The organism is Streptomyces sp. 4N509B, from assembly GCF_052245655.1.
Taxonomy (GTDB): domain Bacteria; phylum Actinomycetota; class Actinomycetes; order Streptomycetales; family Streptomycetaceae; genus Streptomyces.
Genome location: NZ_JBQQBZ010000069.1, coordinates 1 through 14,254 on the forward strand (window position 1 = coordinate 1; position 14,254 = coordinate 14,254).

Annotated in this window: 9 protein-coding genes and 1 pseudogene; 1 reads left to right on the forward strand and 9 read right to left on the reverse strand. The window is 75.4% G+C overall.

Annotation, left to right across the window (positions count from 1 at the left end):
• The 4 genes from ACTWP5_RS31645 to ACTWP5_RS31660 all read right to left on the reverse strand — a co-directional run.
• Positions 1-7,335: amino acid adenylation domain-containing protein (locus tag ACTWP5_RS31645; RefSeq protein WP_443224631.1), on the reverse strand; the 7,335-nt coding region annotated here is incomplete at its 3' end.
• Positions 7,336-7,705: 370 nt separating this feature from the next.
• Complete coding sequence (locus ACTWP5_RS31650; RefSeq protein WP_443224632.1) at positions 7,706-8,149, reverse strand: DUF6069 family protein; 444 nt, start codon at positions 8,147-8,149, stop codon at positions 7,706-7,708.
• On the reverse strand, positions 8,146-8,766 hold the full coding sequence (locus ACTWP5_RS31655; protein ID WP_443224633.1) for a TetR/AcrR family transcriptional regulator: 621 nt from the start codon (positions 8,764-8,766) through the stop codon (positions 8,146-8,148). Before ACTWP5_RS31655 ends, ACTWP5_RS31650 begins: the two co-directional genes overlap by 4 nt.
• Before the next feature lie 86 nt (positions 8,767-8,852).
• On the reverse strand, positions 8,853-9,350 hold the full coding sequence (locus tag ACTWP5_RS31660) for an ArsR/SmtB family transcription factor (RefSeq protein ID WP_443224634.1): 498 nt from the start codon (positions 9,348-9,350) through the stop codon (positions 8,853-8,855).
• A 162-nt stretch (positions 9,351-9,512) separates the two neighbouring features.
• Here ACTWP5_RS31660 and ACTWP5_RS31665 point away from each other — a divergent pair, with 162 nt between their 5' ends.
• On the forward strand, positions 9,513-10,346 hold the full coding sequence (locus ACTWP5_RS31665) for a methyltransferase domain-containing protein (RefSeq protein WP_443224635.1): 834 nt from the start codon (positions 9,513-9,515) through the stop codon (positions 10,344-10,346).
• A 465-nt stretch (positions 10,347-10,811) separates the two neighbouring features.
• Here ACTWP5_RS31665 and ACTWP5_RS31670 read toward each other — a convergent pair whose 3' ends face one another.
• The 5 genes and pseudogenes from ACTWP5_RS31670 to ACTWP5_RS31690 all read right to left on the reverse strand — a co-directional run bounded on the left by ACTWP5_RS31670 (position 10,812) and on the right by ACTWP5_RS31690 (position 13,942).
• Entirely contained in the window at positions 10,812-11,060 is a 249-nt protein-coding gene (locus ACTWP5_RS31670) for a hypothetical protein (protein ID WP_443224636.1), read from the reverse strand.
• 124 nt (positions 11,061-11,184) lie between these two features.
• Entirely contained in the window at positions 11,185-11,364 is a 180-nt protein-coding gene (locus ACTWP5_RS31675) for a hypothetical protein (RefSeq protein ID WP_443224637.1), read from the reverse strand.
• 128 nt (positions 11,365-11,492) lie between these two features.
• Entirely contained in the window at positions 11,493-12,707 is a 1,215-nt protein-coding gene (locus tag ACTWP5_RS31680) for a helix-turn-helix transcriptional regulator (protein ID WP_443224638.1), read from the reverse strand.
• A 66-nt stretch (positions 12,708-12,773) separates the two neighbouring features.
• A pseudogene (locus ACTWP5_RS31685) lies at positions 12,774-12,944 on the reverse strand (IS110 family transposase); the annotation flags it as partial.
• A 353-nt stretch (positions 12,945-13,297) separates the two neighbouring features.
• Positions 13,298-13,942: an HAD family hydrolase gene (locus ACTWP5_RS31690; RefSeq protein ID WP_443224639.1), complete on the reverse strand. Its 645-nt coding sequence runs from the start codon at positions 13,940-13,942 to the stop codon at positions 13,298-13,300.
• Positions 13,943-14,254 lie beyond the last annotated feature (312 nt).

Here is a 14,254-nt window from a genome sequence, read left to right on the forward strand (position 1 = left end):
GTCGAGGGGGGCGGCGGGCGGGGCGAGGTCGAAGGACTCGAAGACGGTGTAGACGTCGAGGGCGGACTCGTCGTAGGCGGCGTGGAAGAACAGGCCCTCCTGGAGGGGCGTCAGGGGCCACACCTCCGCGACGGGGCCGGGCGCGGTCGCGGCGACCCGTGCGCGTTCCTCGGGGGTGAGGTCGAGGAGCGGGCCGTCGGCGGCGGGTGCCGTGGCCGCCGCCTCCCCCGCCCCCGTCGTCGTCGCGGTGGTCGTCGCGGTGGTCGTCGCGGTGGCGGGGAGCGCGGCGGCGAGCGCGGCCGGGTTGCGGCGGTCGAAGACGTCGCGAGGGCTCACCGCCAGCCCGGCGCGGCGGGCGCGGCTGGAGACGCCGATGGAGCTGATGCTGTCGCCGCCGAGGAGGAAGAAGTCGCCGTCCGCGCCGACGCGTTCCGCCGGCAGGCCGAGGACCTCGGCGAACACGCGGGTCAGGGTCGCCTCGGCGGGGGTGCGGGGGGCGCGCGGGGCGCCGCCGCCCGCCCGTTCGGGGGCGGCGGCGGGGGCGGGCAGCGCGGCCCGGTCGAGCTTGCCGCTGGGGGTCGACGGCAGGGCGGGCAGGACGACGTAGGCCGTGGGCAGCAGCGGCGCCGGGAGTTCGGCGGCCAGCGCGCGGGCCAACGCCTCGACGTCCGGGCCACCCCCGCTGACGTGCGTGCCGCCCTGCGTGCCCACGACGTAGGCCACGAGCTCGGTACCGTCGTGGACGGTGACGGCGGCCTGCGCGACGCCGGGCTGGCGGGTGAGGACGGCCTCGACCTCGCCGGGCTCGATCCGGTTGCCGCGCAGCTTGACCTGACGGTCGGTGCGGCCGAGGTAGTCGAGGACGCCGCCGCCCTCGGGCCGCAGGCTGACCAGGTCGCCGGTGCGGTAGAGCCGCGACCCGGGCGGGCCGAACGGGTCGGCGACGAAGCGCTCGGCGGTCAGCCCAGGCCGCCCGTGGTACCCACGGGCCAGCTGGACGCCCGCCAGGTACAGCTCGCCCGGCACGCCCGGCGGCACCGGCCGCAGCGCCGCGTCGAGCACGTACACGCGGGTGTTCCACACCGGCCGGCCGATGGGCACGGTCGCGAGGTGGGCGGGCTGCGCGGCCGGGTCGTAGGGGTGGGAGGTGACGTCGACGGCGGCCTCGGTGGGGCCGTAGAGGTTGTGCAGCGGCACGCCGCCGCTGACGGCGTGCCAGCGGGCGGCGACCTCGGCCGGCAGCGCCTCGCCGCTGGCGAGGACGCGGCGCAGCGGCGCCGCCCACGTCGTGTCGGCGAGGACCTCCTCGGTGGCGAGGAACGCGGCCAGCATCGCCGGCACGAAGTGGAGCGTGGTGACGCCCTGCTCGCGGACGAGGTCGGCGAGGTAGGCCGGGTCGCGGTGCCCGTCGGGGCGGGCGAGGACGACGGCGGCGCCTTCGAGGAGGGGCCAGAAGAACTCCCAGACGGAGACGTCGAAGGAGGACGGCGTCTTCTGGAGCACGCGGTCGGCGGGCGTGAGGCCGTAGGCGTGCTGCATCCAGGCGAGGCGGTTGACGATGGCGGCGTGGCTGACGACGACGCCCTTGGGGCGGCCCGTGGAGCCCGAGGTGTACAGGACGTACGCCGCGTCGTCGGGCCGGGGCGGGGTGACGGCCCGCGCCGCCTCGCCGGGGGCACCCGGGGCGTCGACGTGCAGGACGGTCAGCCCGTCGAGGGCCGTGCGCGGCAGCCGCCCGGCCGCCTCGGGCGTCGTCACGACGAGGCGCGCGCCGGAGTCGGCGAGCATGTACGCGAGGCGGTCGGCCGGATAGTCGAGGTCGAGGGGGAGGTAGGCGGCGCCGGAGGTGAGGACGCCGACGAGGGCGACCATCAGCGAGGAGGAGCGGGGTACGGCCACGGCGACGACCGTGCCGGGGCCCGCGCCCTGGGCCGCGAGGCGGGCGGCGAGGGCGCCGGCGCGGGCGGCGAGCGTGGCGTGGTCGAGGGTGGCGTCCTCGGCGACGACGGCCGTGGCGTCGGGGGTGCGGGCGGCCTGGGCGTGGAGCGCGGCGGGCAGCGTCGTGGGGGTGAGGGGGCGGGACGCGCCGGCCAGGGTGGGGAGCGACGGGGCGAGGACCGCGTCCACGTCGTCGGCGGCCTCGGTACCGGGGTCGGAGTCGGGGCCGAGGCCGTTGCCGTTGCCGGCCAACGGGTCGAGGGCGGCGGCCCGCGCGCCGGGGTCGGCGGCCAGGGCCCGCAGCGTGTGGGCGAGGGCCGCCGCCAGCCGCTCGGCGCGCGCGGCGGGGACGCGTTCCGCGTGGTACTTCAGCCGCAGGTCCAGCACACCGCCGCCCAGCGTGACGACGAGCGCGAGCGGGTAGTGCACGGCGTCGTGGAAGGCGTGCCCGGCGATCCGCAGGCCGCCGCCGTCGGTGCCGGTGCCGGTGCCGGTGCCGGTGGGGTAGTTCTCGATGACGACGAGCGTGTCGAACAGCTCGCCCGCGCCGCCGCCGGCCGCGCCGCCGCCCGTCGCCGCGCGCTGGATCTCGGCGAGCCCGAGGTGGTGGTGGCCCAGCAGCCGCGTCTGCTCGGCCCGGAAGCGCGTGGCGAGCTCGCCGAGGGTGTCGGCGGGCCGCCACCGCAGGCGGGTGGGGAGGGTGTTGATGAAGAGGCCGACCATGTCGGCGACGCCCGGCACCTCGGCGTCGCGCCCCGCGACGGTGGTGCCGAACACCACGTCCTGACGCCCCGTCAGACGGCTGAGCAGCAGCCCCCAGGCCGCCTGCACCAGCGTGCCGGGCGTGACACCCAGCTCGCGGGCGCGGGCCGAAAGCCGCGTCGCCTCCTCGGCCGGCATCTCGACCCGCACGTGGGCCGGCCTCGGCCTGCTGCCCTCGCCGACGACGGCGGGCAGCACGGAGCGCGGCAGCCGCGTCGGCTCCTCGACGTCGGCGAGCGCGGCCCGCCACGCCGCGCGCGCCGCCTCCGCGTCCTGGCGGGCGAGGTGGCGCAGGTGCTCGCGGTAGGGCGTGACAGGTGGCAGCGCGCGCCCCTCGTAGGCCGCCAGCAGCTCGCGGTGGAGGACAGGCAGCGACCAGCCGTCGGCGACGATGTGGTGGAAGGTCAGCACCAGCCGGGCCCGGTCGGCGGCCAGGCGCACCAGCGCGCAGCGCAGCAGCGGCGGCTCGGCGAGGTCGAACGGGTGGGCGCGCTCGTCGGCGGCGACGGCGTCGGCGAGCTGGGTCCGCAGCGCGGGGTCCTGCTGGGCGGTGAGGTCGACCTCGCGCCACGGCAGCTCCAGGCGGCGGGCGACGAGCTGCGCCGGCGGCCCGCCCGGATCCTCGGGGTGGGGGAGGAAGAACGCGCGCAGCGGCGCGTGCCGGTCCACGAGCGCCTGCGCGGCGCGCCTCAGCCGCTCGCCGTCGATGCCGTGGCCGGTGCCGCCGTGGCCGGTGCCATCAAGGCCGGTGCCCTCGGGGCCGGTGCCCTCGAGGTCGACGACCTGCTGGACCACGTACGCGTCGCGGTCGCGGCCGTCAAGCTGGGCGTGGAAGAAGAAGCCGGCCTGGAGCGGGCTCGTCGGCAGCACCTCCGCCACCTCGACGGGCAGCTCCGCCTCCGCGAACGCCTCGGGCCCGAACCCCGGCAGCGGCGCCTCCTCGCCCCCGGGGCCCTCCTCCACCTCCCTCGCGACGACGGCGAGTTCGGCGACGGTGCGGTGCTGGAAGACGTCGCGGACGGCGAGGACGAGGCCGCGTTCCCTCGCGCGGATCAGCAGCTGGACGGCGCTGATGCTGTCGCCGCCGAGGGCGAGGAAGTCGTCGTCGATGGTGACCGCCGGCAGCCCCAACACCTCGGCGGTGGCGGCGCACAGCAGTTCCTCGCGCGGGTCGCGGGGGGCGCGTCCGGCGCTGAGGGCGGCGTAGTCGGGGGCGGGGAGCGCGGCGGCGTCGAGCTTGCCGCTGGGGGTGACGGGCAGCCGGCGCACGGGCACGAGCGCGGCGGGGACCATGTACGGCGGCAGCCAGTCGGCGGCATGGGCGCGGACGTCCCGCATGAGGGCGGCCACGTCCCGGAAGGGCGCGGGCCGGTTGGCGTGCGGGAACACCCCGGCGGGCGCGTAGGGCGCGACGGCCGCTCCCGCCCCGCCCGCCCCGTCGTCGCCGCTGCCGTCGCTGCCGTCGCGGGTGAAGACGACGTCGAACGCGCCGTCGTCCGCCGCCGCGTGCCACGTGGCGACGGCCCGGTACCCGAGGCGTTCGCCGAGCCGGCACAGCTCCTCCGGGTCGGCGGCGGGCACGGCGGGCCCGGCGGCCTGGTGGCTGCTGTCGTCGAGGGCGTGGAGGGCCGCGAGGTCGGGGGCGAGGCGGGCGTTGGGCACGCCCGTGACCCGCAGCGCAGCCGGGGGCGCCTGCCCCGGCTCCTCGACCCGGGCGGCCAGCTCCTCCGCCACGGCCTGGGCGCCGGCCGCGCCCCACGGCCAGACATCCACCTCGGGCGAGGGCCCGCCGGCCCGTTCCCGCTCCGGCTCCCGGTCCCGGTCCGGCGTGAGGACGACGTCGTACCGGTACCGGGTCAGCTCGTTGTGGTGGGTGCCGCGCCGCAGGCGGATGTCGGCGGTGAAGCCGTCGAGCGTGGCGAAGTAGTCGGGGTCGAGCAGCAGCTCCCCCTCCCACGCCACGGCCTGCTCCACGGCCTCCCGCAGCGCCTCCTTCTCGCTGCCGCCTGCCGCGCGGCGGGTGGCGACGGCGGCGCGCAGGCAGCGCAGCAGCCGCAGGTTCCGCACGTCGCCGACGAGGATGCGGCCGCCCGGCGCGAGGAGGCGGGCGGCGCGGCGCAGCACCTCGCCGAGGTAGTCCACGCTCGGGAAGTACTGGACGACGGAGTTGACGACGATCGTGTCGAAGTGGCCCTCGGGCAGGCCCCGCGTGTCGTGCGCGGGCTGCGCCGACAGGCGCACCTCACCGCCGGGCGGCGAGGTGACGCGGGCGCGCAGCGCGGCGACGGCCTCCTCGGAGAGGTCGGTGCCCCAGTAGCTCTCGCACTCCCCCGCCAGGGCGGTCAGCAGCAGCCCCGAGCCGACGCCGATCTCCAGCACGCGGCGCGGGCGCAGCTCGCGGATCCGCTCGACCGTGGCCGCCCGCCACGCGCGCATCTCGTCGGCGGGGAGGGGCAGGCCGTCGTACATGCTGTTCCAGCCCGCGAAGCCGTCGCGGTCGGCGCCGCTGGCCGCGTACAGCAGCTCGTGCACGTCTTTCCACCGCGCGACGCCCGCGACGCCCGCCGCGCCCGCCGCGCCGGCGGCACCGGCGGCGCCGGCCGCCGCCTGCTCCGTCGCCGTCTGCTCCGTCGTCGCCGCCTCCTCCTCCACCACCGCCTGCTCGGCGTCCAGCGCGGGCACGACGTACGCCGCGAGCCGCCGGTCCCCCGGCCGGTCCTCGCGGACGACGACAGCCGCCTGGTCGACGGCCGGGTGGGCGCGGAGCGTCGACTCGATCTCGCCCGGCTCGATCCGGAAGCCACGGATCTTCACCTGCGCGTCGGCCCGCCCCAGGAACTCCAGCTGCCCGTCGGCACGCCACCGCACCAGGTCCCCGGTGCGGTAGGCGCGGGTCCCGGGCGGGCCGAACGGGTCGGCGACGAAGCGTTCCGCCGTGAGGGCGGGCCGCCCCAGGTAGCAGCGGGCCAGGCCCTCGCCGGCCAGGTACAGCTCCCCCGCGACGCCGACCGGGACGGGCTTCAGGCGGGCGTCGAGGACGAGGGCGCGGGTGCCGGGGTCGGGCACGCCGATGGGGACGATCGCGCCGGGCGGCAGTTCGGGGGAGCACAGGCCGAGGGTGGAGTTGGTGGTGGCCTCGGTGGGCCCGTAGGCGTTGAACATCCGCCGGCCGGCGGCGTAGCGGCCTGTCAGCTCGGGGGAGACGCGCTCGGTGCCGGCGAGCAGCGTCGCCGTCGGGGGGAGGGTCACGTCCTCGGGCATCGCGGCCAGCAGCGCGGGCGGCAGGATCATGAACGTGACGTCGTGGGCGTTGGCGTAGTCGGCCAACGGCGCGCCCGCGACGCGGCGTTCCGCCGGCACGACGACGAGGGTGCCGCCCGACAGGAGGCCGAGGCAGAGGTCCCAGAAGGCGACGTCGAAGCTGGGCGAGGCGAACTGGAGGACGCGGCTGTCGGGGCCGACGCCGCAGCGTTCGCGCTGGGTGGCGACGAGCTTCGCGACGCCGCCGTGGGTGAGGACGACGCCCTTGGGGCGCCCGGTGGAGCCGGAGGTGTAGATGACGTAGGCGGCGTGCCGCGTCGTCAGCCCGTGCGGGCCCGTCCCGTGCCCGGCGGCCGGCGAGGCCGGGGCCTGGGTCTGGACCTGGGCCTGGGCCAGCTCCCGCTCCGTCGCCGGATCGTCGAGCACCAGCAACGGGACCCCGGCGTCCGCCACCTGGGGGGCGGCCTCGCGGGTGGTGACGACGCAGGCGGGGGCGGCGTCGGCCAGCATGTAGGCGAGGCGGTCGGCGGGGTAGTCGGTGTCGAGCGGGAGGTAGGCGGCGCCGGAGACCAGGACGGCGACCTCGGCGACGATCATCTCGGCGGAGCGCGGCACGGCGAGGGCGACGACGGTGTCAGGCCCGGCGCCGCGCGCGCGGAGGACGTGGGCGAGACGGCCTGCGCGCGCGGCGAGTTCGGCGTAGCTCAGGCAGGTGTCGTCGTGGACGAGGGCCGTGGCGTCCGGCCGCTCGGCGACCTGGCGGGCGAAGAGCTCGGGCCAGGTCAGGAGCGGCACGTCGTGCTCGGTGGCGTTCCACTCGCGCAGGACGCGGTGCTCCTCCTCGGCGGTCAGTAAGGCCAGCTCGCCGACGGGCGTGTCGGGATTCGCCGTGCCGTCGGCGAGCAGCGTGGCGTAGTGCCCCGCCACGCGCCCGGCGCTCTCCGCGCCGAGGAGGTCCGGCCGGTAGGTGACGACGACCTCGTCACCCGTGGCGCCCAACGCCAGGTCGAGCGTCGCTGCCGGGCCGTCGTAGCCGGTGTTGAAGAACAGCCCGCCGCCCCGGGTGGGTTCGGGTGCGAGCGCGCCGGCCAGCGCGTCCGGCGGCACGCGGTGCGCCTCGGCCTCCTCACACGCCCCGGCGACACGCCGCGCCAGTTCGGCGAACGGCACGTCCCCCGACACCGCGACGCGCAGCGGCAGCCCACGCCAGCCGACGGTGACGTCCTCCGTGCCGTAGCGGTGCAGCAGCGCGACGAACGCGGCCAGCCGCTGCGCTTCCGTGGCCCGGTCGGCCTCCGCCGGCAGGGGAACGGTCACGGCGGCGCGCTCGCCGGTGTCGCCGGCCTGGGGATAGGGAAAGTCTGTGGGGAGCACCGCCTCACGGGGCGGTGGGCTCAGCCTGGCCCGCCAGTACGCGAGCGCGTCGTCCAGCGGACTGTCAGGGCCGTCAGGGCCGTCAGGGCCGTCAGGGCCGTCAGAACGGGACTCGGGCACCGTGCCTCCCAGGCGTGGCTGTGCGGACCGCACGCCATAGTAAGGGAAGGCTTACCTAAGTCCATAGGGCGCCTGGCCGTCCGCCTGACGGGAGGACAAGAGCGGGCAGCGACGACGCCCGCGACGGGAGCGTCCGTCCGCCACGCGGGCGCGCCCACGGCGCCCCGGCCATGGCGTCCTCCCGACCACCATGGCCGTCGCGGATCGCCGTGGGCACGGCGGCGGTCACCTCCGTCTGCATGACGCCCCGTCAGATTCGTTCCCCGCCGACGCTGTTCGCGGCGCGCCCCGACGCGCGCGGCGTCGCGTCGGCGCCGCCTGTCGCGCCCAGGCCCGGGACCAGCGCCGCCGCCACCGCCACGTGCATCAGGGCCAGCGCGGCCCGGGTGCCGCCGTCCATGCCGTCGCCGGTCAACGGCAGGAAGGAGACGGCCAGGACCGCGACGGCCACCCCGACCCAGACGGCGCGGGCGCGCCGCACCCCGAACCGCTCCAGGGCGGCCAGCAGCCCCCAGCCGGCGAGGGCCGCCAGCAACGCGACCGTCGCCACCGGCACCGCGCCGACGTCGAGCGTCTGCTCGCCGTCGACCATCCGCAGCGGGTGCCCGAGCACCGGGTCCGCGACCAGCCACACCAGGACCGGCGCCAGGACCGCGAGGCCGCAGGCCCGCAGGCGCCGCGTGCGCACGCTCACTTCGCACCCCCCGCGAGCGCGCCGTGCAGGAAGAGCTCCACCAACCCCTGCGTGGTCAGCTCCGGTTCGTCCTCCATGTGCGCGTGGGTGAAGAGCAGGCCGAAGAAGAGGGCCGCGACCTGCTCCGGCGGCCGGCGCAGCGCGGCCCTGTCGGGCTCCAGCAGCTCCGCGAGGGCCGCGCGGATGCGGGCCGTCGACTCCTGGCGACCCGCGCCGCGCACCGTGCCGGGGTGTTTGCCGCCGCGATGCCCGGAGGCGTGCAGCGAGCCGGCGATCGCGCCCATGCGGGCGAGGTGCGCCTGCAACGCCTGGACCGCCTCCACGAGCCGCTCGGGCAGCGGCTGGTCCAGCTCGATCGCGCCGAGCTCGCGGACCGCGTGGTCGGGGGAGAGCGCCTCCGCCAGGCAGGCGTGAAGCAGCTCCTCCTTGTCGGCGAAGACCCGGAAGATCGTGCCCTCGCCGATGCCCGCGGCACGGGCGATCTTCGCGGTGGTGACCGCCGCGCCGTACTCGGCGATCAGCGGGATCGCGGTCTGGATGATCATCGCGCGCCGCTCCTCGGGCGACATGCCGGGGGCGCGGCGGCGGGTGGTCTGGTTCTCCTTGGGTGCCGTCATACCCACGAAGATACGGAGTGAGTGCTCACTCCGTCAATGAGTGAGTGCTCACTCCGCTATTTGGGAACCGCGGACGGACGCCGCCCTCAGGGCCGGTTCGGGTCGGAGTGCACCACCATGAAGAGCGACCAGGCGGGCGCGGCCGGGTCGTCCGGGCGGGCGGCGAACTCCTCCAGCAGATCCTTGAGCCGGGCGCGGAACTCCTCCATCTGCGACGGTGGCAGGCGCAGCGCCATCCTGACGCCCTCGGCCTCGGCCGCGGGGACGAGGGCGAGTTCCTCCAGGAACGCGTCGAGCATCGACCGGTCCAGCGCGGGCGTTTCGATCTGCCAACTCTTGCGCGTCGCCAGATACGGGATCTCTCGCGCGCCGCGCGCACCGCGCCGTTCCTCCTGCGCCTCCAGGAACCCGGTGCGGACCAGCGTCCTGGTGTGGTGCAGCACGCTGGCCGGGTCCCGGCCGAGGATCGCCGCGATCTCCTTGTTCGTGCGCGGCTCCCGCACGCAGATGCGCAGGATGCGCAGGCGGAGGGCGGAGGCGAGCGCCTTCGCCTCCGCGTCGGTCGCCAGCCGGCGTTCGGTCATGACCGGCAGCGTACCGAGGAGCGGACGGCCCGCCGCGGGGCCGGACCGCGAGTGATTGACAAAACCCAATCACTCGTTCAGGGTGCCGCTGTGCCCTTCACCGCCCGGGGGTCCGCGGATCTCCCGCCACGCCCACCGAGGCCCGAGCAAACGAGGTCGACCATGTCGAACCGTCCCGGAACGACCGGCGGGACCGCCGCTCCCGAGAGCCCCGCGGAAGGGGCGGACGCCCCGCCGGACCGGGGGGAGGAGTCCTGGGTCAGCCCCGTCGAGGCTCCCCCGGGGCCCGGGGAGAGGGCGAACGACTACGACAGCTTCGCCGAGGCGTACGCGGCCGAGAACGAGACCAGCCTCCTCAACGCCTACTACGCGCGCCCCGCGATCGTGGACCTGGCGGGCGACGTGGCGGGCCGCCGGATCCTCGACGCCGGCTGCGGCGACGGCCCCCTGGCCGAGGCCCTGCGCGAGCGGGGCGCCGTCGTCGCCGGCTTCGACTCCAGCGCCGGGATGCTGGCGCTGGCCCGGCGGCGGCTCGGCGACGACGTGGTGCTGGAACGCGCCGAACTGGGCGGCCCACTGCCCTTCCCCGACGCCGGGTTCGACGACGTCGTCGCTTCCCTGGTCCTGCACTACCTGGAGGACTGGACGACGGCCCTGGCCGAACTGCGGCGCGTGCTGAGGCCCGGCGGCCGCCTCATCGGGTCCGTCCACCACCCCTTCGTCAGCCACCTGTCGGCGCCGCCCGGAACCGACTACTTCGCGACCCGCCCCACCTCCCAGTGGTGGGAACTCGGCGGGACCAAACACCTGATGACCTTCTGGGACCGGCCACTGCACGCCATCACCGACGCGTTCACCGCGGCCGGCTTCCGGATCGACGTCATCAGCGAACCGGCCCCGGGACCCGGCACCCGCGAACGGTTCCCCGAGGTCTTCGCGCAGAGGGAGTCGGGCAGGTTCCTGTGCTTCCTGTTCTTCGTCCTCACGAAGACATGACCTCCGCCGCCCCCCGTGGCTACGGGCCGTCGGCTCGGGGGCCGGCCCCACACACGCCTCGTACGGCGGGGGTCCGCGCGTCCGGCAACGGCCTTCGCCTTCGTCCGGGTCAGGTCCTTCCGGTAGCAGTCCCGGCAGCGCGGCATCCTCCTCGCCGCTGCCGTCCCCTGTGCGACGGCCGGTGCTGGTGGTGCCGCCCGCCCGGCCGTGACGGGGGATCAGGCGGGGCGGGCGGCGTCCCCGCGCGGCCGGGCCGGCGGGGGTCCTGGTCGCCCGCCCACCCCGGGGGTTGTGGGTGTGAATCAGCTGTCCCGGGGTGGGCGGGGGTGTCCCTCACCGCGTTGCGGCACCCCAGCGAAGGGGCGGACCGGGGCGGGAGCGGCGGCGCACCGCTTGACCGCTCGGGGCTGATCCGGTCGGGGGACTTACCCGAACCGCCCCGCTGCGGGGGCGGCCGGGATCCTTCTACGACGGCGGTCTTCGGCCGACGCCTCCGGCCGGTCCCGGTCGCTGCTCGTCGACGGGTGCCAGGTCGTCGAGGTCGAAGCGCCACTCCCAGCCGGAGCCGTCGAGCCGTCGGACGTGCGCCTCGGTCCACAGCAACTTCTCGCGGCCGAACAGGTCGTAGTGCAGGTGCTGCATGACCAGCCCCAACCGACCCGTCCGCCCGCTGGCCGGATGGACGACGCGCCGCCCGACCCACGGATGCGCCACGTCCCGCAACACTTCCTTACCGTTGCCGCCAAGATCCCCGATCACCGAACCGCCCCCACCGTCGGCCGGTAGGTGACGTCACCACGCCACCCGACCGACTGCTCGTCAGCCGGCACCACCCCGCTCACCGCCCCGGCTCCGGGCGCGGACGCGGACAGTCCCGCTCGACGTGCTCGACGGTCTCGTCCTTGTAGATCCACCCCTCACAGTGGTGGCAGCGCACCGTCACCCGCACCGGCCGTCGCACAGAGGACGGCAGCGGAGAGGAACGGGGCGGCTTCCGCTGGGCGGGCTGGGACGACATGAGCGGCTCCTGACGTGTCGTGGGACCGTCGACGCCAGGAAAACTACGGCGGATAACCGATCGACTACAGATACGGAACGCAGCCGTTCATCGAGCACGCCGCCGTGGAGGGCGACGTTCCATCGCCCCTACGCGACGTCGAAGAACCGCGCCAAGCGCCGCTGTTGCGGGGACAGGCGCCGACGCTTCGTCGCCGCCAGCGCGGTCTGGAACGTGTGGGCCGCCATCCGCTGGTGCCGCAGCCACTCCGGTGTGTCGTCGAGCAGCGCCGCGAGAATCGCGGTGGCCTCGTCCGGCTGGCGCACCATCGCGTGCGCCTGGGCCACGTCCAACAGGTGTCGCCGCCTGAAGGTGTTGGACGTCGCCGGCATGCGTGCCGCGAGGCTCAGCACCCGGTCGGGACGCTCGGCCACCAGGTGGTTCTCGATCCCCTGGAACGCCACGGTGCGCCAGTCGAACCGGCCCCAACTCGACTCCTCCACGGCCGTCGCGCCACCGAGCGCCGCGCCGGCCGTGCGGGCCAGCCGGAGCAACTCGCGTGCGTCCTGGGGCCGGTTGTTCCGCGCCGCGGCGGCGCTGGCGTGGACCAGCAGCTTCCCCCACGCGCCCAGGTTCTGGCGGGAGGCACGGGAGATGCGGGGCTCCACCTCCTCGGCCGTCGCCACGCTCACGCGCTCCGCCTCGTCCAGCCGGCCCTGCCGCATGAGCAACCAGCCCTGTTGGTAGACGGCCGCCGCGACACCGGAGCGGTCGCCGGCCGCGACGGCGTCGCGCACGGCGTCCCTCAGCGCGATCTGGGCCAGGTCCAGGGCGCGCACCTGCGTGAGGTAGCGGCCGACCATCTGGAGGACGTTCCCCCGCAGCCGAAGGGCCTCGGTGTGCTGCGGTCCGCCGTCGAAGTGCTCCACGGCCGCGTGGGCCGACCGGACCAGCTCGGGAAGCAACTCGGCGACCTCGCCGTAGTCGTCGCGGTGGTAGGCGAGCGCGACCGACCGGGTGGTGTGCCGCAGCCGGTCGAGATCGGGTTCGTCGTCCACGGTGTCCATCCGCCCCGGGAACGTGGCTGGCGGGACGACGGCCTGGCGTAGCCGCATCAGGTCGATGTTGTCGTCGTTGTGACGCAGGGACTGGTGCGGCCCCGGCGAGTCGAACAACGCGCTCGTTCGGACGTGGAGAGCGCGGGCGAGCGCGTGGTAGGTCTCGACACGAGCGGTGCCGCCACGCTCGATCTTCTTGACGGTGGCGGGGCTCAGGCCGGCGCGCTCGGCGAGCCCTTCCTGCGTGAGTCCTCGGCGACGGCGAATGTCTCGCAGGCGGTCAGCGGGGCCGGCAGAGTCGGACATGGTGAACCCCGTCCTGTCGCGCGTGTCGTCTACTCGCCAGCATAGACACCTCACGTCATCAAGTCGTCAAGCGACAGCGGCGAGTGACGTTGTGACGAGTGGGAAGTCTGTCGTTTCGTCGAACAGCTTGCGCTTGTGGAGGCAGTGGAAGAGCTGTCCGATGAGGCGGTTGAAGAGGTCGCGCTGGGCGGCGGCGTGCCAGTCTCCATGCTCGTCGCGTCGGCGACCAGGGGCGGCTGGTGGGCCCACTCGCCGCGGAAGACGCCCCGCAACCGCTCGGCCTCAGCCTCGATACCGCGCTGGCGACCGCCACCACCATGAGTACTGAGACCACGCACACGATCTAGCCGAAGGCGTCGCGCGCCCGGACCCGTCCAGGCGTCGCGGTCCCCACACTCGAACGGATCCGACAGGCCCACCCGGGCACACCTGATCCGTTACCAACGGATCAGGACGGGGATTTCGCCTCTGCCGCCCCTCAGCGGGAGGGCCTTACGCGGTGGCATACTCCCGGCACACCTACTCCGGTTCGGAGTGCCAACACCGAACGGCACCCGGGCGATCACGCGCGGGTACGTGCTTCTGGAAGATCACCCGCTCACGATGTCGACGAGCTGCGTGAGGCTGTCGATGCTCCAGTCCGCCGACGCCCGCACGGCTGGGTCGTCCGCCCACAGGTTTCCCCAGGGACCGCGCCGGATGTGTGCCGTCGACAGCCCGAACGCGCGTGCTGGATAGACGTCGTTCACCGGGTGGTCGCCCACGTACAGCACCGCACTGGGGGCGGCCACGGCAGCCAGGTCCACGACCCGCAGGAAGAACTCGGCGTCGGGCTTCGCAACGCCCCACTCGCCGGAGACCGCGACGGCGTCCACGGGCAGGGCGAGCGCGCGCAGCAGCTCACCCGCACGAGAGGTCTGGTTCCCGGCCACCACGACGCGCACCCCGGCGTCGCGGAGCGCGGCGAGCGCCGGCCGCACGTCCTCGTACAGGTCCGACTCGTCCAGCCGCTCGCCCTGGCCGGCGGCCTCCCTCTCCTCGTACTCCGCTGGCAGGTCGATCTCGGGGCGTAGCAGCCGGATCGCGTCCGCGTTGTCCCGGCCCTGCGCGACGACGGCTCCGACCAGGGCGGAGAGGGTGTGGCGGGGCACATGGAGCCAATCGGCCCACGCCGACCAGTAGCGGTCATCACGAGTGATGGTCTCGCCGATGTCGAGGGCAACGCACTTGATCACACCGACAGGCTAAGTGGGCTGAGCGGTCTCGCTCGCGTCCGGGATACTCCCGGGCCGTTGGGCATCACGCCGCCGAGCACGCCGTCCCAGGGCGGCGCCACGCGGGGCGTCGGGGAAGGGGTCCGTCTCCACCGTTGGCCGTGTCATAACGGTGGGCTACGCTGATGTCACGCTGTGACAGGGTTGCGTTGCGCCTCGGGGGTGGGGGTGGTCTGGTGGGGCTTGACGACGTGGTGGGGCGTCGGCGGGTGATCGATCCCGCGACGGTCGAGGGGTGGGCGGCGGCCAGTGGGCCGGCGATGCCGGAGCGGG